This is a genomic window from Ruegeria sp. CE6 (assembly GCF_056537485.1).
On the sequence record NZ_JBQFRR010000004.1, the window covers coordinates 390,443 to 409,397 of the forward strand.

General features: G+C 54.6%; 18 protein-coding genes and 1 pseudogene. 7 read left to right on the forward strand and 12 right to left on the reverse strand.

The genetic code is table 11. The annotated features are described in order from the left end of the window. Nucleotides 1-72: 72 nt before the first annotated feature. Nucleotides 73-3,687 (reverse strand): autotransporter domain-containing protein, encoded by a 3,615-nt coding sequence (locus ACR0DK_RS18080; RefSeq protein ID WP_480737428.1) that lies wholly within the window; start codon nt 3,685-3,687, stop codon nt 73-75. Nucleotides 3,688-4,039: 352 nt separating this feature from the next. After that, nucleotides 4,040-4,942, reverse strand: a complete 903-nt coding sequence (locus ACR0DK_RS18085) for a LysR family transcriptional regulator (RefSeq protein ID WP_170399690.1) — start codon at nt 4,940-4,942, stop codon at nt 4,040-4,042. 107 nt (nt 4,943-5,049) lie between these two features. Between ACR0DK_RS18085 and ACR0DK_RS18090 the strand changes: the two genes are divergently transcribed. The 3 genes from ACR0DK_RS18090 to ACR0DK_RS18100 are packed head-to-tail and all read left to right on the forward strand — an operon-like array spanning nt 5,050 to nt 8,162. Then, nucleotides 5,050-5,673, forward strand: a complete 624-nt coding sequence (locus ACR0DK_RS18090) for a glutathione S-transferase family protein (RefSeq protein ID WP_480613026.1) — start codon at nt 5,050-5,052, stop codon at nt 5,671-5,673. Between the two features lie 12 nt (nt 5,674-5,685). Next, complete coding sequence (locus ACR0DK_RS18095) at nt 5,686-6,162, forward strand: nuclear transport factor 2 family protein (RefSeq protein ID WP_480613028.1); 477 nt, start codon at nt 5,686-5,688, stop codon at nt 6,160-6,162. Nucleotides 6,163-6,188: 26 nt separating this feature from the next. Continuing rightward, a complete protein-coding gene (locus tag ACR0DK_RS18100; protein WP_480737431.1) occupies nt 6,189-8,162 on the forward strand; it encodes a pyridoxamine 5'-phosphate oxidase family protein in 1,974 nt (657 codons plus the stop codon). 313 nt (nt 8,163-8,475) lie between these two features. Here ACR0DK_RS18100 and ACR0DK_RS18105 read toward each other — a convergent pair whose 3' ends face one another. Continuing rightward, nucleotides 8,476-9,615: an AraC family transcriptional regulator gene (locus ACR0DK_RS18105; RefSeq protein ID WP_170399653.1), complete on the reverse strand. Its 1,140-nt coding sequence runs from the start codon at nt 9,613-9,615 to the stop codon at nt 8,476-8,478. On the opposite strand from ACR0DK_RS18105, the gene ACR0DK_RS18110 reads away from it, so the two are divergent. Together ACR0DK_RS18110 and ACR0DK_RS18115 are read left to right on the forward strand one after the other, a co-directional pair. Further along, nucleotides 9,609-10,436, forward strand: a complete 828-nt coding sequence (locus ACR0DK_RS18110; RefSeq protein WP_170399701.1) for an NmrA family NAD(P)-binding protein — start codon at nt 9,609-9,611, stop codon at nt 10,434-10,436. The genes ACR0DK_RS18105 and ACR0DK_RS18110 overlap by 7 nt on opposite strands. Nucleotides 10,437-10,464: 28 nt before the next feature. Next, on the forward strand, nt 10,465-10,899 hold the full coding sequence (locus tag ACR0DK_RS18115; protein ID WP_170399705.1) for a DUF4345 domain-containing protein: 435 nt from the start codon (nt 10,465-10,467) through the stop codon (nt 10,897-10,899). Nucleotides 10,900-10,998: 99 nt separating this feature from the next. Here ACR0DK_RS18115 and ACR0DK_RS18120 read toward each other — a convergent pair whose 3' ends face one another. Together ACR0DK_RS18120 and ACR0DK_RS18125 are read right to left on the reverse strand one after the other, a co-directional pair. Continuing rightward, entirely contained in the window at nt 10,999-11,490 is a 492-nt protein-coding gene (locus tag ACR0DK_RS18120; RefSeq protein WP_480737433.1) for a P-loop nucleotide/nucleoside kinase family protein, read from the reverse strand. Nucleotides 11,491-11,506: 16 nt separating this feature from the next. Beyond that, on the reverse strand, nt 11,507-12,406 hold the full coding sequence (locus ACR0DK_RS18125) for a LysR family transcriptional regulator (protein WP_223117795.1): 900 nt from the start codon (nt 12,404-12,406) through the stop codon (nt 11,507-11,509). Nucleotides 12,407-12,457: 51 nt separating this feature from the next. Here ACR0DK_RS18125 and ACR0DK_RS18130 point away from each other — a divergent pair, with 51 nt between their 5' ends. Then, entirely contained in the window at nt 12,458-13,150 is a 693-nt protein-coding gene (locus tag ACR0DK_RS18130) for a class I SAM-dependent methyltransferase (RefSeq protein ID WP_480437982.1), read from the forward strand. A gap of 297 nt (nt 13,151-13,447) precedes the next feature. Here the strand turns inward: ACR0DK_RS18130 and ACR0DK_RS18135 are convergent, their stop codons facing one another. The 7 genes from ACR0DK_RS18135 to ACR0DK_RS18165 all read right to left on the reverse strand — a co-directional run bounded on the left by ACR0DK_RS18135 (nt 13,448) and on the right by ACR0DK_RS18165 (nt 18,685). Beyond that, complete coding sequence (locus tag ACR0DK_RS18135) at nt 13,448-13,624, reverse strand: hypothetical protein (RefSeq protein WP_223117796.1); 177 nt, start codon at nt 13,622-13,624, stop codon at nt 13,448-13,450. 492 nt (nt 13,625-14,116) lie between these two features. Beyond that, on the reverse strand, nt 14,117-14,974 hold the full coding sequence (locus ACR0DK_RS18140; protein ID WP_480737436.1) for an SDR family oxidoreductase: 858 nt from the start codon (nt 14,972-14,974) through the stop codon (nt 14,117-14,119). 63 nt (nt 14,975-15,037) lie between these two features. Then, on the reverse strand, nt 15,038-15,601 hold the full coding sequence (locus tag ACR0DK_RS18145; RefSeq protein ID WP_480737438.1) for a TetR/AcrR family transcriptional regulator: 564 nt from the start codon (nt 15,599-15,601) through the stop codon (nt 15,038-15,040). Nucleotides 15,602-15,607: 6 nt separating this feature from the next. Further along, on the reverse strand, nt 15,608-16,669 hold the full coding sequence (locus ACR0DK_RS18150) for a flavin monoamine oxidase family protein (protein WP_480737440.1): 1,062 nt from the start codon (nt 16,667-16,669) through the stop codon (nt 15,608-15,610). Nucleotides 16,670-16,672: 3 nt separating this feature from the next. Beyond that, complete coding sequence (locus ACR0DK_RS18155; RefSeq protein WP_480737442.1) at nt 16,673-17,356, reverse strand: SDR family NAD(P)-dependent oxidoreductase; 684 nt, start codon at nt 17,354-17,356, stop codon at nt 16,673-16,675. A 3-nt stretch (nt 17,357-17,359) separates the two neighbouring features. After that, the gene (locus ACR0DK_RS18160) at nt 17,360-18,028 is read right to left on the reverse strand and encodes a cupin domain-containing protein (protein ID WP_170511673.1); all 669 of its coding nucleotides are present in this window, start codon (nt 18,026-18,028) and stop codon (nt 17,360-17,362) included. A gap of 36 nt (nt 18,029-18,064) precedes the next feature. Further along, on the reverse strand, nt 18,065-18,685 hold the full coding sequence (locus ACR0DK_RS18165; RefSeq protein ID WP_170399737.1) for a glutathione S-transferase family protein: 621 nt from the start codon (nt 18,683-18,685) through the stop codon (nt 18,065-18,067). A 154-nt stretch (nt 18,686-18,839) separates the two neighbouring features. Here ACR0DK_RS18165 and ACR0DK_RS18170 point away from each other — a divergent pair. Next, a pseudogene (locus ACR0DK_RS18170) lies at nt 18,840-18,955 on the forward strand (IS6 family transposase); the annotation flags it as partial.

Here is an 18,955-nt window from a genome sequence, read left to right on the forward strand (position 1 = left end):
ATGTTAAGGCAGTCAGTTTGAAGAGGCTGTTAAGAACCAACATTTGACCAAACAATACGGCAATTCGTTGGTTTAGAACCTTATGGAAGCCGTGAGTTCTCCGACAACACTGGATCCACCACCAAAGGTTGATTGAAACTCGCCGCTGAAGCCTATCGATCGGTTTCCATCTGCAGAGGTATGTTCAAGCGTAAAGCCAAGAAACCCTGCAGCTGCATCTTCTGTTGAAGCTACGAAAGAAAAGGGTGTCGCTGCTACGATTGAGTCCACATCGTCGGATCCTGCATCAAAAGTTGCATCTACTCCAACGGCCCAGTTCAGGTAGGTACTCGATCCATTTGCGGCCTCGTAGAGGCGGGGCAAGTTCAATTGAGCCCGCGTGTTGAACAGCGAAACGTTCCGATCTTCGACAGTCAGCGGATACGCGGTTCCTGTTTCGGTATATTCATCAAGTTTCAGAAAGACATAGCTTGCGCGTGCACTGAAGAAGGCAGGAATTGGCAAGGCGTTGATGGGTGCCGAGATCGAGAGCGATGGCGAAACGAACGTGCCGTCAAAATCGCCTTTCGCTTCGCCGCCATCAACGTTTCGGGTCGCTTCATTGTCGGTTACGCCAGCAAGAAGCGCTGCGTTGAGGCTGTATCGTCCGTAGTCCCTTTCGAGGTAAACGCCCCCAAAATATGACGTGATATCGGTATCTCCTGCGTCTTGATCCAGCGAGACATGGCTGTCGTCATATCCGACAAGAGCACCAAAATCGCTGTTATCGATAAATTCACTCGTCTCGGCACCAACTACGAAACCGTACATACGATGGCTGAATCCAAGATTTGAACCGTCTTCTTCAACATCGCGATCTCCTCCGAAGGCTGAACCCCAGACATATGGGCCATTATCCTGTTCAACATACCCGAAAGGACCCAGGTTTCTGCTAACCTGGCCACCGGACGAGCCGGACGCATAGGGGCTGGCGGTGTCAATCGTATTGAACACCGCGTTGGTGAGATCGCTGATAAAGGTACCTTGGGCCGCGAATCCCGTCGTATCCACCGAAACCGCAGTGAGGCCATTGTTGGCCACAACGCCGGCCCCTTCAAAATTGACGACTTCGGGGGCGGACGCGAGGTCATTATCGTCACCCGATGCATCAGCAAAATTTACAACCGAATTCATCCCGCGCGCAAAGTTCAACGTGTCAATGTCATTCGGGTTCGTGCCCCCCATGCCATCGTTGCCATTGCCGAAATCGACCGATCCGTTCAGAATCGAGCCGGGCTCGAGATTCAACGTGTCGTTCCCGTCGCCGCCATATACGATGGAAAAGCCTTCTCGACCGGTGATGCGGGCGGAGTTTGTGATTATTGCAGCGGCGTTGTTGTCGCGATCTTCGATCTCGATACCGTATTCGAACGCATCAATATTTCCGGTGTTCACAATGGTGATTGAACCGGCTCCGTCCACGTCCACTTCGATCCCGTTATTGTCCAGCGAACGCAACGCCCCGCTGTTGGTCACACGGGCATCGCCGTCACCGTTTAGTTCGATATCGATCGCGTCGGAATCGGCGGTAAGCCGGGCAGAGTTCACAATGCTGACATCGCCGCTTCCCTCGACATCCACTTCGATCGCATCGTCTTCGCGAGAGGTTATCCGCCCAGAGTTTCTAATGAAGACATCGCCATCTCCGAAGATTTCGGCGTCAATTCCCTCGTCGTTTCTGGCGGTTATGGTTGCAGCGTTTGTAATGCTTATGTTGCCGTTCTCGGTCACATGGGCGAAGATTCCGTCAACTTCGGCATCGATGGTACCGGATGCCGAAATAGTAACATCGCCGTTTCCGTCTATTTCAGCGTTAATGCCATCAATATTTTCCGCCGCAATTTCACCCGACGCTTCAACCGAGATGTTTCCGTCGCCAGCAACAAAGCTGCGGATCCCGTGTTCGCTTGCTTCGATATCACCGTTCATCGTGATCGAGATGTCGCCGTCACCATCAACTTCGGCTTCGATGCCGTCATCCGAACCGGCGCGGATATCACCTGTGACCTGAATGTTGATATCACCGGAATCCTCGGCATCAGCGTCAATGCCGATCGCATCGCCAGTGATGTTGCCCACCACAGTGACGTCAATCACGCCTCCGGGGCTGCCGGTTTCCACATCAATTGCATCGCTATCGAGGGATTGGACGTCGCCCGTCACATTGACGGTCACATTCCCGTCCTCCGCGTCAGCAAAGATCGCATGTTCTTCTTCAGCAGAAATGTTGCCGTTAGAATTGACCGTTACGTTGCCTGTTCCATTTGCTACGCCGTAAATCCCGTATTCTCTGCCAGTAATATCCCCGATGCTGTCGACGACGACATCACCAGCGCCATTCACCGTGGCGTTGATACCGTCGCCCGCTTCTGCGCCGCTGACATCGCCCCGGTTCGAAATTGTAATGTCGCCATCATTGGTCAGAAGCGCGCGGATGCCGTCCCTTGCGGACGAAATATTGCCCGACGAAGTGACGCTGATATCTCCGTCTCCGCCCCTTTGGCGGGCAAAGATGCCGTCAGCGTTGTTTCCTTCTGTCGTGATATTTCCGGTCGAGCGGATCGTGATATCGCCGTCACCGTCGTCTTGCCGTGCAAAGATCCCGCGGGCGTTATTTCCAGAAGTCGAGAGGTTGCCCTCGGATTCAATGGAGATATCCCCATCGCCGCCATTTTGACGCGCCAAGACGGCGTTCGCGTTGTTTCCTTCTGTTGTGATGTTTCCGGTTGATAGGATCGCGACATCGCCATCGTCATCGCTTTGCTGTCCAAGTATACCGCCAGAGTTGTTTCCAGCCGTTGAGATATTGCCATTCGACACCACCGAGACATCCCCTTCGCCGCCACTCTGAAGAGCGGTGATGCCTGTTGATCGATTTCGAATTGTGCTGATATCGCCCGCTGAGTTGACCGATACCGTGCCGTCTCCACCGTCCTGATTGGCGTAGATTCCGTCTGAACGGCTGCCCGATGTGCTTATACGACCCGCTGAAACCACTGACACATCGCCATCACCACCTTGTTGCGTAGCGCCGATACCGGCGCTTCTGCTGCGTCCAGATGTCGTGATATTGCCGGTCGAGTTAACCGAAATGGCACCGTCACCCTCAAGATCGGATCGAATGCCAAAGGATCGACGTCCGTCGGTTGCAATTTCTCCCGTCGATGTGATCGAAACATCCCCGTCGCCGTCCGCATCCACAACAATCCCATCCGCGCCGTTCCCCGTCGTGACAATGCCGTCAGTTCCATTCGTCTGGATGTTAAGGGTTACGTTACCTGTTGGTGTGCTGAAAGCCACTCCGTCTGTTCCACCGCCCGGTGCAATTCCCGGAGCAGTCACGTTATTGATATTGAGCGTTTCGATTGCTGGCCCGTTTGCCTGAACACCCGTTGAAACATCTCCCGTACAGGTGGCGAGGTCACCCGCAACACTGCACGGACCGTTTGATGGGGGAACAACCGTTTGCGCGATCGAAGGAGTTGCCACTCCAATCGATGCACCCAAACCTATCGCACCGGCAGCAACTGGAGCAGCGAAAGCGCGATATGCAGCGGATTTTCCTTGATGGTATTTGCTCGTCTGCGCTTTGGAAAGTGCCGCTGTACGACGGCGCGCTTTGCGGTTCAAACCGCTTACTCGTAACATCTTGTTCACCCCTTAAGAGTGGTCTGGAAACCACCGCAACTTTTTTGCGCGAAAACCTCCGCGTATTTGTTAGCAGCAAAAAAAAGATGGCTTTTTGATGTTCCGATTAACGATATATTAACGAATTTCTGACTGGTCTTTTGTATGATGCAATTTGATCACATGCATGCTCTGAAAAAACCGGCCAGCGGCAGCTCCCTACTTGGATCCGGTGGAATGATAGAATTATTCAAATAACCTCCAACTGTCTGCATGAATGCCAAACGGGTTTAGAACTCGTGCCCACTCAAATTTCTGCTGAGCGCTCTTAGCGCAGAACTTCGGATACACGTCGAATGTCTGCAACGGGCCGTCAGCGCTTTCCATCAGGACATAAAGTCGTGTCGCCTGCTAGGTGATCCAGAAGCGCGCGCACCCGAGTTGTAATGCGCCTGTTCTGTGGAAATAATGCAGCGACGACATATGGCGACACCCGGTTCTCCGGAAACAGCTCGACCAGATCGCCGGACCGTAAGGCATCTGCGACTGTATATGCCGGGCACCGTGCGATGGCGGCGCCTTGTTCAGCAAGGCGAGCTGACGCAGCGGGAGCATTCATTCGGAAGCGTCCGGTCACTTGGATAGCCTCTTCTTGGCCGCCGAAGTCGAACCTCCACACTGTAGGCTCTGTCATATTGCCATCGAGGATACACTCATGTTTGGCCAGTGCCCGGGGATGGTCCGGGCGCCCTGCGCGTTCCAAATAGGTGGGTGAGGCACAGACAACCAAGGGCATGCGGCCCAATTGCCGAACCTTGAGCGAGCTGTCCCGCATTGGGCCAATCCTGACAGCAAGGTCGAGGCCTTCTTCAACAATCGACGCTCTGCGATCAGAAAACTTCAGATCGAGCTCTACATGGGGGTGTTTCTCAGCGAATTTGGCGAGCGAAGGTACCAACCGCAATGCGCCAAACCCCGTTGGCGCCGAGATATGGATCACACCGCGAAGGGACGCCTGCTCATTTCTGACCCTGTCTTCGAGTTCGTCGAATCCGTCGAGAAGCGGCTCGCACAACATCAGGTATGTTGCACCCGCATCTGTCAACGACACGCTGCGGGTCGTGCGATTGAGCAGCTGTACACCAAGCGCGTTTTCCAGATCAGCGACGTACTTACTGACCAAACGCGCAGACCGCCCCATGCGCTGCGCAGCGACGGTGAACGACATGTTCTTTGCAACCAGCGCAAAGGCCCGCATGCGGTCTATCTTGTCCATCCCATTGCGCCTTCTGAGGGCTTAAAGTTCGTCAAATATAGGGGATTATCATCAAGAAGCGCAATATGTATTGCTTGTTCAACACCCGCAACCAACCGGAGAAACCCATGTCCAACGCTGTTCGTATTCACCATTTCGCCAAATCTGGCCATGCACACCGCGCTTTGGTCTTTGCGAAACTTGCCGGGATTGCACATGAGGTTGTTCCTGTCGATCTGGCAGCTGGCGCGCATAAGTCGCCTGAATTTCTTGCCATGAACCCAAATGGGCAAGTGCCCGTCCTTGAGGATGGCGAGGTTGTTGTGTCCGACTCGAACGCGATTCTTGTCTATCTTGCGCGGACATATGCGCCTGATTGGATACCAAGTGATGCGGTCGGAGAAGCAAATGTGCAGCGTTGGCTTACTTTAGCGGCTGGAGAGATTGCGTTTGGTTCCTGCGCTGCGCGGTTGATCACCGTCTTTGGCGCGCCGCTGGACCCGAACTTTGCAGCCGCGACTGCGGAAAAAGCGATGCAGAAACTGGAGCGTGGTCTCACGGGTCGCGACTGGCTCGTTGGCGAGCAGCCCACCATCGCTGACGTGGCTAGCTACTCCTATACGGCACACGCGCCGGAGGGGAATGTCTCTCTCGAGCCATACCCGAATGTCCGTGCCTGGCTCGCTCGGTTTGAGGCCTTGCCCGGTTTTGAAGCGATGCCGGCGACGGCTGTTGGTCTTGTTGCAGAGTGAAAGGGCAAACCCATGGCGACCGAAGCCCAACGGCATCCTTTGCCACCGTTCTCAAAAGAAACCGCCATTCAAAAGGTGCGCCTGGCTGAGGACGGCTGGAACGGCCGGGATCCGGCCAAGGTCGCGCTGGCCTACACGCCGGACAGCAAGTGGCGCAACCGGATCGAGTTTCCCCAAGGGCGCGATCAGATTGAGGAGTTCTTGACCCGGAAATGGGCCAAGGAACTGGACTACCGTCTGATCAAAGAGCTTTGGGCACATGACGGCAATCGCATCGCGGTCCGCTACGCCTATGAGTACCACGATGACGGCGGAAACTGGTTCCGGGCCTATGGCAATGAAAATTGGGAGTTCGACAAGGATGGCTACATGGAACGCCGGTTTGCCAGCATCAATGAACACCCCATCCAAGAGGCGGATCGAAAGTTCCGCTGGCCGCCGGGGCGCCGTCCGGATGACCACCCCGGTCTGAGCGATCTCGGGCTCTAGCGTGGCTCAGGTGAAAGGATCAAGCGATGGCACAGATACATAAATCGCACAGAGGTGAGTTGATGCTGCAAGAGCGGCGTCACACTCCCAAAGAGGTGAGCGATGCGATTCCGCACTACATCGAAAGCGACATGCCGAAACAGCATGCGGATTTCTTTGCGGGTCTGTCCTATTTGCCGCTCGCAACGCTTGATCGTAATGGGCGTCCGTGGGTCAGCCTTCTGGTTACACAATCAGACAGCGACCCTTCTGTTGGCATTCAGGTTGCGGGCCAGAACACCACGCATGTGGTCGCGGAAACCAATCCGCATGATCCCTTTGTGCGTGCTGTGAGCCAGGATCCCGCATCGGGCCTTGAAGCGCGGCTCTTTGCCGGGGTTGGGATCGATTTCGGTAACCGCCGACGAAACAAAATTGCGGGCTCCATACGTACCGCAGATGTCGAGGGCGAGGAGAAGATCAGGTTACAACTGTTGTCCGATCAGCACTTGGGGAACTGTCCAAAGTACATTACAGTCCGTTCCTTAGGGCACACGCGACGCAACCCTGAAATTATCCATGACGGCTTCGATGTGCACTCATCTGTGCTGTCGAATGAGGCCAAATCCGTCGTAGCGCGCGCCAGCACCTTGTTCTTGGCGACAAAACATACAAGCGATGCCACCACTGCAGGCGCTCAGACCGATATGGGCGTCAATCATCGCGGCGGCGCGCCCGGCTTTACCCGGCTCTACGAGGAGAACGACGGGGCGCGGGTTACGACCTATTTGGTTCTGCCCGATCATTCTGGCAATCGCTTCTACCAGTCGCTGGGCAATATCGAAACGGACCCGAAGGTTGGGCTGGTCTTTCCAGACTTTGAAACCGGTGAGATCCTCTACATTACGGGGGATGCTGAAAATCTGCTTGGGGATGACGCAGATGCGCTGATGCCGCGCGTGAGCCTGCTGACACGTATCAAGGTAACGGGCGCGGTTTTTGTGCGTGGAGGCCTAAACCTCAAGCTGGCATCAAAAGAGCAACTCTCCCCCTACAATCCGCCGGTCAAATATTTGCGCGCAGAGTTGGAGAAGATGGGGCATGCAATCAAGGCGCACGACGCCGCTATCCCGCTGACCGCCAAGCTTATCGCTACAAAACCCCTGTCCAGCACAATCAGTACCTTCGAATTCGAGTTGTCTGAGGCAATCAATGCCCCATTGCCCGGTGGCTTTGGCGTCTTTGACTTCTCCGACCTGGTGGACGCCGGATACAGCCACATGAACGAGACAAACCCTCAGCTTGTGAACGAGGACTACGTCCGCACATGGACGCTTTCCGGAGCGCCAAAGTTTGACGAAGAGAACAACGCGTTTCGCACGACCAATCGGATCAGTGTTACGGTCAAACGCAAACCAGGCGGTCTGATGTCCAACCTCTTGCACAACAACGCGGAGAAGCTGATCACGTACAATCTTCCAGTTAAATTCAAAGGCACCGGAGCGGGCTTTTCCTGTTTTTCCGAAGTGGCTGAGGGCAGCCCCCCAAAGTTCCCAGCAAAGATGCTTTGGATCGCGGGTGGCGTTGGCATCACCCCGTTCATGGTGATGTGGGACGGAGTCAAACAAGTGGTAGAGACTTACCCGCAGGACCAGCCCATCGATATCGTGTTTCTGTTTTCCGGTCGGGACGATGACATTGCAGTTCTGCAGCACTTTGCGAAAAAAAACAGCTCTGTTTCGGACCAGGTGACACTACGTATTGTCGCGTTTCAAAGCGCAGGCGAAAACGCATTGGCTGCGAAATCCGCACGCGATGATCTGAACGCGACTTTCACCGACCAGCTGCTGAAGATTGAGGAGCGACGCATGCAAAGCGAAGACGTTCAATCGGTCGCGCATCTCGGAATGCGAGATGTGTACATGTGCGGTCCTGAAGCTATGATGACCAGTACGGAGGCGGCGCTCAACGGGCTGGGCGTTGAGGAAGCAAGACGCCACCGCGAGACATTTGTGTTTTGATAGGGAGACAAAAAGCCTGCCCATGACGTCTCCGGGCAGCATAATCAACTCTATGATTGGGTGTTGGAAAGGTTTTCACCAAGTCGAAACGATACCGGTTTCCTCAGTGCTATCCCGGATCGATGACCGCTATGTGGGCTGCACTCGCGGAAACTGATCGCTCCGCGCAAGGCCCGGTTTAGGCCGTTGGATGTATCGTGGAGAACGGGGAAGGCGCTTGCGCTGCGTCTGCGCTGAAGCCTGCAACGAGCCTGAAGCCGACCTGTTTAGACTCAAAGCAAATACGCTTTTCGCAAGACGTGTCTATTTTCGACTAAACAGCGCCTTGTGACTGATGTTGCAGCTTGCGGACTTTCCCTGGAGGCATGTTAAAAACCCGTTTGAATGCTTTGTTAAAAGAAGGTTCAGATAGGTACCCGATCTCAGCCACGATTTGCGAGATTGGTTGATCGGTAGCAATTAATCGTTCCCGCGCCAGATGCATTCGCCAAGTTGCGAGGTATTGTATTGCCGGCACACCGACGAGTTCAGTAAACCGTGCGGAAAATGCCGATCTGGACATACCTGCAACCTGTGCAAGAGACTCGACTGTCCAGTTTGCTGCAGGTGCGCGATGAATGGAAACAATGGTGCGGCCAATCTGTTGGTCTCTGGCGGCTTTCAGCCAACCTCGATTGGCGTCGGGCGCACTGTTCAACCATCGGCGAATAGCCTCGATGACAACCACATCGGCCAAGCGTGTAATCACTGTTTCACCGCCCGGTCGTAATTCACGCGCCTCTCTTGCAATGAATTGCAAAGTTGCTTGTAGCCAGCTCCCTGCATCCTCTTCCCACGGATCGATTTTGAGCACGTCGGGAAGCAAGGCCATCAACATGCCGCTGGCCGCGTGATCTATCCTGACGAGCCCGTACATGATTCCGGTCTCGGCTCCACCACCGCCGTGCTCTAGCGTTTCGTAGAGCTCGGTCACCTTGCGTATGGGCAGTTCTTCCAGTTTCAAAAGTGGGGTGTCTTTTGAGCTGGAGAACCCAACTGGCGCGCCATTTGTCATCAGAACCAAGTCGCCTTTCTCGACTTCAAACGGCACATCTTCTCCGACCCTCATAAAGCAACGCCCGTGCGTAATGACCGCAAAGCTCAGTATTTCGGGGAAACCCGGTATAGAAACGCCCCAAGGCGCAGACATGCGCGACTGGCAATAGAATGTACCCGTCAGTTTCAGAAGATGAAGAATTTCCCCGAGCGGATCACCGATTGGCTGCGCCAGTGCATGGGGGTCGGGAATATGGGGGTTGATCTGGCTCACTGCACCAGACTGTTCGATATCTTCCCAATTGTCTACAGTATTTGGATGAATGGATAAAAAGTTAGGACAATGCAGACTTTTTCGTCCTTCGTGCTTACCTATTTTGGGGTCATTGACTGATTTTAAGGAGATGACCGATGACACAGCAAACCATTCTCGTACTTGGCGCAACAGGTAAAACCGGATCACGTATCGTGACGCGCCTTGAAGACAGGGGTCATGCAGTTCGGCGTGGATCGCGGAATAGCAAAACCCCATTTGATTGGGAAAAACCGCAGACATGGCCCGCAATCCTGGACGGTGTTTCTGCCGCCTATATTTCCTATTTTCCTGACATCGCCTTTCCGGGCGCGGTCGAGCAAGTTGCGGCCTTCACGGCATTGGCTCGAGAAAAAGGACTGCAGCGACTTGTGCTGTTAACAGGTCGCGGAGAATTTCATGCCGAACGTGCTGAAGGGGTTGTTCGGAACTCCGGTGTGCCCTTTACGATCGTCCGTGCGGCGTGGTTTGCGCAAAACTACTCTGAAGGTGCATTGCTGGAGCCGGTAATGGCCGGTGTGTTGCCCATGCCCGCAGGTGACGTGCGTGAACCGATTATCGACGTGGACGACATTGCCGACGTTGCCGTCGCCGCCTTGACCGAGGAAGGACACACTGGTGAGCTGTATGAAGTTACAGGGCCGCGTCTCATGACATTTGCCGAAATGGCTGCCGAACTTTCGCGCGCAATGGGCAGAACCGTGCAATATGTGCCGATTTCGTTTGAAGACTTCCATGCGGAAATCATCAACGCGAGCGGAGAGATGATTGCTGACGTGATTACTGACATAGCGAGGGAAACGCTTGATGGTCGCAATGCGAACACTGCGGACGGTGTTCAACGTGCCTTGGGGAGAGCTCCGCGCGATTTCTCCGATTTTGCTGATGAAGCCGCAAAGTCTGGCGCTTGGGCACAAGCTGCATGAGTCGGTCTGACGACAAAGGAACACAATCATGACGTTTGACGTAAAACGCAGGCTTGTCCTGGGGTTGGCGGGTCTTGTTGCAGCCACCCTGGGGCTGATCATCACGCTGGCCCCACTGGCCTTTTACTCCAGCTACGGCATTGATATTTCGCCGCAACCGAACTTGATGAGCGAATTGCGCGCACCTGCTGCCAATCTGGCTGCACTTGGCCTGATCATTCTGTCGGGAGCGCTATACCAAAAGATGGCCCAGACATCAGCTTGGCTTGGAGCCACTGTGTTCTTCGCCTTTGCCGCGGGGCGCGTGGTCAGCATTATGCTTGATGGACGACCATCGGACAGCATCCTTTCTGCTCTTGGGATAGAGATGGTACTTGGACTGCTGTGTTTGTGGGCCGCGAGCAAAGGGCGGCTAACGAAAGCTGGCATGCACCTCATGTCGTCGCGTAAACTTCGGATTTGAGACACAGTGAAAGCTGCCTGAGTGCATTTGGCCATTCACCGATACAGAGTGGGTGGCCAAAATATCTGAGTGACTCCGCGAAATACTGAATGGCTGGCGCTACCGATTGTGAGTTATGACATTAAAACCTTCTTCGGGTGATGGTGCCTCGAAATACCTCGCCAAACGCCAATATTGATCTTCCGTTGCTGCAAAGGCATGCGCACCTTCACTGTTGCGCTTGTGCAGCCGGCGCAGACAAACCTCATCCGGTAAGTCCAAAAAGTGAAGCTGGTGCGTCGCAGCAGTTTCTTCCAGCAGCTTGCGCATCCAGGCTCTGTTCTCAATTGTGTTCGCCGGAAAGTCGAGAATGACAGAAACCCCGGCCTTCAGCAACGATGCGATGTGCCGCCCCATGACCGGCCGCAATTTCAAAGCGCAATTTACATAATCCTGCAGGGAGTTCATCTGGTCGCCGAATAGGACGCTAAGCCATTCATCTTCTGAAATGAGCACCGCCCCGCCGCAATTCGCAAGTTTCGCCGCCAGACTTGATTTTCCTGAGGCGACTTTACCACAAAGCAAGTGAAGCGTTGGTTGGACCTGTGACATAGGGTGAACTCCCGGACTACCTAATGGCCCCTGTGCTCAGTTGATCTGCAAGTTGATCAAACACCAACCTGATCCTTCGCGCAGTATGTAATTCCGAGTGCGTCGCCAGCCAAATCGGGAACTTAAACGGCTCTCGGTCGGGTAGCACGCGCTCCACACCCGGTGTCAAGGCAGCCACGTCATCCGACATTACACTGATGCCAAACCCTTGGCGCACCAGCTCCCAGGATACAATTCCGCTTTGCGAGCCAATCCGGAAACTCTTTCGAGTGACCTTAATGCCCGCCGGATCTAGAAAGCCGATCATCGTGTCAATGTCGCCAAACCCCACGAAATCCAACTTCGCGAGCTCGTTTTCATTTTTCGGCCTTCCCAACTGATCAAGGTACGCAGGTGCTGCGTAAAAATGTGCCGTCGCCTCGGCGACAAGCTTTGCGGTCAGATCTGGTTGCGTCGGGCGTACATGTCGGATGGCGATATCAGCCTCACGTCTCTGTATGTCTCGTAAGTCATTGGCAGCAACGACGTCGATCTCAAGACGCGGTGCTGCAAGTCGGATCTTTTTCAGTATAGGCGGCAGCTGATAGGCAGACATCACATCTGACGCGGTGATCCTGACTTGCCCTTCGACAGTTTGCGACTGGCTTGTAGCAGTAAGGGAGATCCTGTGCGCGACATCCGCCATTTCTCTGACATGCAACAAAAGCTCGGCGCCAGCGGTCGTTAGACTAAGCGATTTACCAACTCTTTCAAACAGGGTGATCCCAAGCGCCAATTCCAGCGCCGCAACCTGACGACCGACAGTAGGTTGAGTTTGCTCGAGAACGCGCGCCGCTGCGGAAAACGAGCCTTCTTCAGCCGTCGCAAGAAAGGTCCGTACCTGATTCCAGTCGAAATTGATGGCATTCCAGTTCATGCATTTATGCATAACACTTCTGCGAATTATGGCAATTTAGTAAATGTGTGTATGGATGTATGGGATGCGACAACAAACTTGAAAGAGAGTAATAAAATGGCTGCTTTGTCCAAAGATGCCGCGTTCTGGAGCAGAATCTCGCGAAAGTATGCGGCGGACCCAATCCGGAACATGGAAGGGTATCTGAACACACTCGAACGTACGAAGTCGCACCTAAAAGCAGAAGACAGTGTACTGGAAATCGGTTGCGGGACGGGTTCAACCGCGCTGTTGCTTGCACCGCATGTCAACCATATCACCGCCTCGGATCTCGCTCCGGGCATGATCGAGATTGCCAACGAGAAGCGTGCTAAAGAAGGATTGGAGAATGTCACTTTCAAGGTGGCCGAAGTTCTCGAGCACGATCCTGTTGAAGGTGGTTACGATGCGGTTCTGGCGCATAACCTGCTTCATCTCCTGCCTGATTTGGATCAAGCGCTAGAGCATATTGCCAAATTGACAAAATCCGGTGGGGTTTTCATATCCAAAACGGTGTGTGCGCCTGAGAATGGTGGGTTCAAGTATGCGATGATCAGTCGTCTCGCGATTCCTATCATGCAGTTTTTTGGGAAAGCCCCGTTTGTGAATTTCGTTTCTATGTCGATGCTTGATAGGAAAATTGAGCGTGCAGGCTTTGAAATCCTGTATACTTCCGATCAAGCCTCGATGCTCCAGAGTCGTTATGTTGTCGCGCAAAAACCTTGAAGCTCTAGTTCATTCAGCTTTGCAAGTGGAAACGCTATCTGTGTCACATCACCAGTAACAGTACATTCGTGAATGAATGGACTGCATTCAGGTTTGTTTCCACCTTTAGAAAGCTATTGCGATTGGCGGCGTTGCCCGAAAACCATGAGTTTATAAGAACCAGATGTTGCGGCCGCGGCGAAAGTAAGGTCTGTCGGGCCGCAATTCAGCGTTGAGAACTGTTTGCCAATAGAAGGTCTGAGCCGTCCACACGAACGGCCCAAGTGTTTAGATTTCGATAGCTTCTGCAATGGCAAATCACTTAGTGATGGTCCAAAGCGCCATTTGATCGGTTTTTCCGCGGGCATTGTAGGCGGGAAGTTGGGATAGCATTTTGTTAACTTCATCGGACAGTTGTTCCCTGACAGCATCCGAGATCACCACTTCTACTCCGAAGTCTCTGGCAGCACTTTCTATCCGGGCGACGGTGTTCATTGTGTCGCCCAGCAAGGCTAAACGAGTGAGTGCTTTTTCATGATTCTGTGCGAAATTGTTGGGTTCGACGGTGAGTCTGTCGGGCGACCGGATCGAAGGCCCTGCGTTGGATCAGGCAAAGCTCCCACCGCGGGGTGTTATCATTGGATTGTCGGACGCCGCGATTGCCTGCAGGCACCTTTTCTCTAAGCGGTCTGGCTTATACCCCAGACCAATTCGAGAAACGGCGACATTTGGATGATGCTGAATGGTCTATCACAGAGTGAAATGACGTTACGCGTACAATGGTTTTCATGGCGCTGGTCGCGAAAAGCTTTACGACATTGCCGACAGAAACCGATCCGAAAAGGATCAGGGATTGTACGCATGATCGACGCGTGCTGGTGTTCCTCGACATCGCAAAAAGCGGACGTCGCCGTTGATGCAGCATGGAAACCTGTGGCAATTGCAGCAAGGCTGCCGCATTCCTAGCAGACTTACACCAGTAAGGTTTTAGCTTAGGAACTGCTCAATCACGGCTGCTTGTTGCTTTTTTCCATCCGGGTCTGCTTCGGTTTTCAGGCGAGTAAACGCCTCACCCCAGTTTGAAGTGCGAACGCGGATCGGCGGGTCAGAGGCTTCAATCACGCCCAAGACAACTGATGCCACTTGTTCCGAAGTTTGATAGATATCGCTGCCATCCATTCGCGCCTGAGCGCCGCCAATATACTTCTGGAGAATAGGTAGATACTCATCCTCAAGCATCCCGCCCGTGGCCTCGACATGTTTCAGCACATTGGTCGCAAACTCGGATTGAATACCGCCCGGTTCAACTGTCGAGAAATGGATACCGAAATTGGGCGTGACGTAGCTGGCCAAAGCCTCAGTGTACCCCTCAACCGCGAACTTTGCGGCGCAGTAGATCTCGTTGAACGGCTGACCCACTAGGCCGCCTACGGATGAGATTGTGATGACGTGGCCCGAGCGTGCTGCGCGCATGTGTGGCATCACCGCTTTTGTGCAGCGCACGACACCCATGAAATTCACATCCATGACCCAGGCGACCTCTTCTTCGCTGGCTTGTTCGGTTGTACGAACAAATCCAGCACCCGCATTGTTGATCAGTTTATCGATCCGCCCCTCGTTCGCGATGATCTGATCGACTGCGGCGTTTACGCTGGCGCTGTTCTGCACGTCCAGCTCAAGCACGTTGAAATTGACGCCAGCGTCAGAGGCGGCCGCATCCAAGATGCCACGCTTGGCGAGGTTTCGCATAGTAGCGTAGACAGTATGGCCCGCTTGGGCTGCTTGTACGGCGATTTGAACACCAAGGCCGGTTGACGTGCCGGTGATCAGAATGACTTTGGGCATAATGGAAGCTCCGAATATCAAATGAATTGCTTGCGGCAACGATCCGATGTGTCGGGGCGAAGGTCAACAGCGGGACTTTAAAACGCCCAAAGCCTCATCGAAGGTATTCACATTCTCTTCTGCGCGCGCGGACAGGTGCGCGCCTTCCAAAAGGGCCAGTATTGCGCGGGACTCCGAGATCGGATCGGTGATACCGGTGATTGATTTGTCCTCTTGGCCAAGCTTCAGGATCTCTTCGATTTGGGTAACCATCATGGCGCGGAATTTTCTGATCTTTTGGATCACGTCATCCGAAAGGCTTTCACGGCTGCTGATGAGCGACACGCAGAGACACAAGGTTTTCCCGTCATTGAGTGCATCCCGATAGAGGTCGATCAGGGCCAGCATTTGCTCGGCCCCGGTTTTGTGTTCTGCCCGGATGCGGTTGCACTCTGCCTGCAGGGTCTCATGATAGCGATCCATGAGTGCCGCCGACAGCGCTGCTTTGGTCGGGAAATGATAGTGGATTGACGCCTTGCGAATACCCACCGCCTCTGCCAGATCGGCATAGCTGAACCCGTCAAACCCCCTCGCGCGCGCAGCGTGTTCGGCAACATCCAGAAGGGCAGTCTTGGTATCACTCGTCATACGTGCTCAAACCTTTTCCGTCATGATCAGGGCCAGCGCGTTTTCCGCAGACTCCAGGGCGCCTTCGATATAGCCCCCGAACTGTGGTGCAACTTCGGTCCCGCCAAAGATTAGTCGGCCATCCCACAGACGGGTCATCGCATGGGGCAGCCCGTATTGCGGATGAGCGTATAACGGCTGTTGATCCGCTTCGATAGAGGTGAACGGGTCAAAGGCCCAGTCTTTAACATAGAGTGTCTTTGGCTCCGCAGCTTCGGTGCCGAAAAGCCGGGCCAATTGCTCTTTAAGCACCTGCCGCAGCCGTTCTTCGTTGCTGCGGGCGCCCGGGGGTAAGCCAATAAAGCCGAACAACGCGTAAGGTCCGCCCTCGGCAGGGGATGCGTCGTGTATTTCCACCATCGGCCCCCTGCGGCTCATCGCGTCACCGGACAGCCCGGCCGTGCGCCAGAACGGGGTATCATAGACAGCGATGGCTTTGGCCTGTCCGGCCATCCAAGTCGCGATCCCGGTCATTGCCGCTAAAGCTTCATCTGGTAAAGCAGGTGAGAACGCGATCTTGCTCGCCACGCGAGGAGGGAGGGCCAGTACGACTTCCTGAGCATGGATGACTTGCCCAGTTTGAGCGTTCGTGGTGATCCCAGACGCAGACTTCTCTAACCCGACGATTGGCGCGGATAAGATGAGCCGCTTCGACGGTATCTCAGCGGCAAGCGCATCAGTGAGGGCGCCCAGACCACCTTTCAAGCGATAAGATCCTTGCATCGAGGCAAACCCGCGATCGCGCTCGACCTGGCCGATCTCGTTTTCAAAGCTGAGAGCGCCTGTTGAATATTGCTCGAACCACTCCAGTCCGAGCCGCTTTATTAACGCTGCAATACGCGGCTGCCCGGGCCAGAACCAGGCGGGACCCATGTCGAAGTACCCACCCTCCAGCCTTTCCGTCAAAATACGTCCGCCCGGACGACCCCGCGCTTCGACCAGCAGGTAGTCATGGTTTCGTGCCTGTAGCTGTCGCGCAAGGCAGAGGCCAGAAAGGCCTGCGCCAATGATCAGAGTTTGCGTCTGCATCGCTCAGAACCCCTCAGATGCCGGGCGCAGGTCCAGCTCATGGGTCCAGGTGGATTGCGGTTGATGGGCTAACTGCCAGTAGGCCTCGGCAATCTCGTCCGGTTTCATCATCTTCGACGGATCCAGCGAGTGCAAATCCCGCGAGCGGGGTGTATCGATGATCCCGTCCAAAACGACGTGCGAGATATGTACGCCAGCCGGTTGATATTCACGTGCCAGCGATTGTGTCAGCCCGCGCAGGGCGAACTTAGCCGACGCAAAAGCGGAAAACCGTGGGCCGCCGCGCAGCGACGCTGTGGCCCCCGAAACGATCAGCGCGCCACCACCGCCGCGCACCATCGGTTGCAGAACACATTGCCCCAGCAGGACCAAAGATTGCACCATTGATGTCCACGTTCTCTGATAGTCTTCCAATGCGGTTTCGGGGAATGGCGCGATCACCAGCTCAGCCGTATTGTGTACCACGAACTTCGGCGGGCCATGCGTAGCGATCAATTCAGAAATCACTGGCGCAACCGCACTCTGATCGGACAGATCGACCTGATGAAACGGCGCGATCGTTTCCTGCGGCTGCGTCCGTCCAAGACCAATGGCCGTCATGCCACCTGCCTGAAACCGCGCGAGAAGGGACTGGCCAAGGCCAGTCCCCGCACCGGCGACAATCGCCAAAGGTTTCTTGCTACTCATGAATTAAACCACCGGTGGCTGTGCAAAGGGCAGGTGGCCAGTCTTCATCCAGACCTTCGCCCCGTCTGGGCCAGCCATAGCCGACAGCGCTTCACCCTCAGGCAGGCGTAGCCAGTCGTTCTTTTTCAGCACGTCACCGCCTGAGGTCAGCGATCCGCCAATCATTAACAGCTCGATACCACCCGGCGCATTCGAAGTAATCTCGGTGCCTGCATCAACATGGCTGTAAGTGACAACCTCGCGGTCATCCTTGTGCAGCGTCGCAGTGGCGACCCCGTTCACGGGTGCGGCCAGTTCGTCGGCCATGGTTTTGCGGAACTGATTGCGATCATCCATGTCGAATTGCCAGAGTTTGACGAAGATCGTGCAGCCGGGTTCTGAGCCGGGCGTGTGCTCGGTCGTTGGGGGATTGCGCACATAGGTGCCTTCCGGGAAATCGCCATGCTCATCCTGAAAGACGCCGTCCAGAACGATGAACTCTTCACCGCCTGTATGGGTGTGGGCCGAAAACTTGCTGCCTGGTGCATAGCGCACAATGGTGGTGGCGCGGGCGACTTCGCCACCAATTCGGTCCAGCATGCGCCGGTCCACACCCTTCATGGGCGAGGCCTGCCACTCAAGCTGATCAGAGTGAACAACGACACGCGAAGAGAAGTCCGAGTTGAGTTCCATGGGAGGGGTCCTTTCAACTTAAATGGCAGTTCTCGCTTAGCCGGCGATAGATGGACGGGCCGCCATCTTAGCACGCCAAGCTTGCAGGTTGGTCAGGGTTTCAGGAATTTCAACTTTGGCAAAATCGGCGAACGCCAATCCTGCAAAGGCGGTGATATCAGCCACCGAGAATGTGTCCCCGGCCAAGTATTCGTTTTCGGCCAATACCGCATCCAGATAGGCCATGGTGTTTCCGGCAACCTCTTTCTGTTTGTTGCCCCATTCGGCGCATTGATAGGTTTCCAGGTCAGGGCCGAGGCCAGGTGTGGCATGGTGGAAGTAGGTGCCGACCGCATTCAACAGACCGTTTTCCGCGCGCAGGTTCATCATCGAGATTCGGGCGCGCTCTTGCGCAGTCACGCCGGTCAATGATGGGCCATCGAAGGTTGCGTCGATATATTCAGTGATCGCGTTGCATTGAGCGATGTGCGATCCATCTTCCAGTTCCAAACAAGGCACCGCGGCATCGGGGTTTTTGGCTTTGAACTCAGGCGTACGATGTTCGCCGCCCATCACATCCACAGGGATGAATTCAACTTTGTCTGACGCGCCTTTCTCAGCCAGCGCAATACGAACACGGGCAGGGTTCGGGAACCCTTCGACATCATAAATCTTCATCTGAGTACTTCCGTCGGGGTTTGTGCTTCATCCAATCTACCTATCAATAGGTAGATAGTATTACAAGCCTTTTTTACGTCTTGTCAGATTGAATTGCTCTGATGGTCTTTTAAGAAGAACTTTGCTTGAGCGGGGTGGGGGTGTTGCGTAGCTTTTGCGCATGACCAGACCTGCCTCTTTCAAATACTTTAAAACCAGTCCAGAGATCACTGCCTTTCGGTCATGCTGTACAACCGTTTCTCGCTCTCGCTTCGGAATGTCGAAGATCTG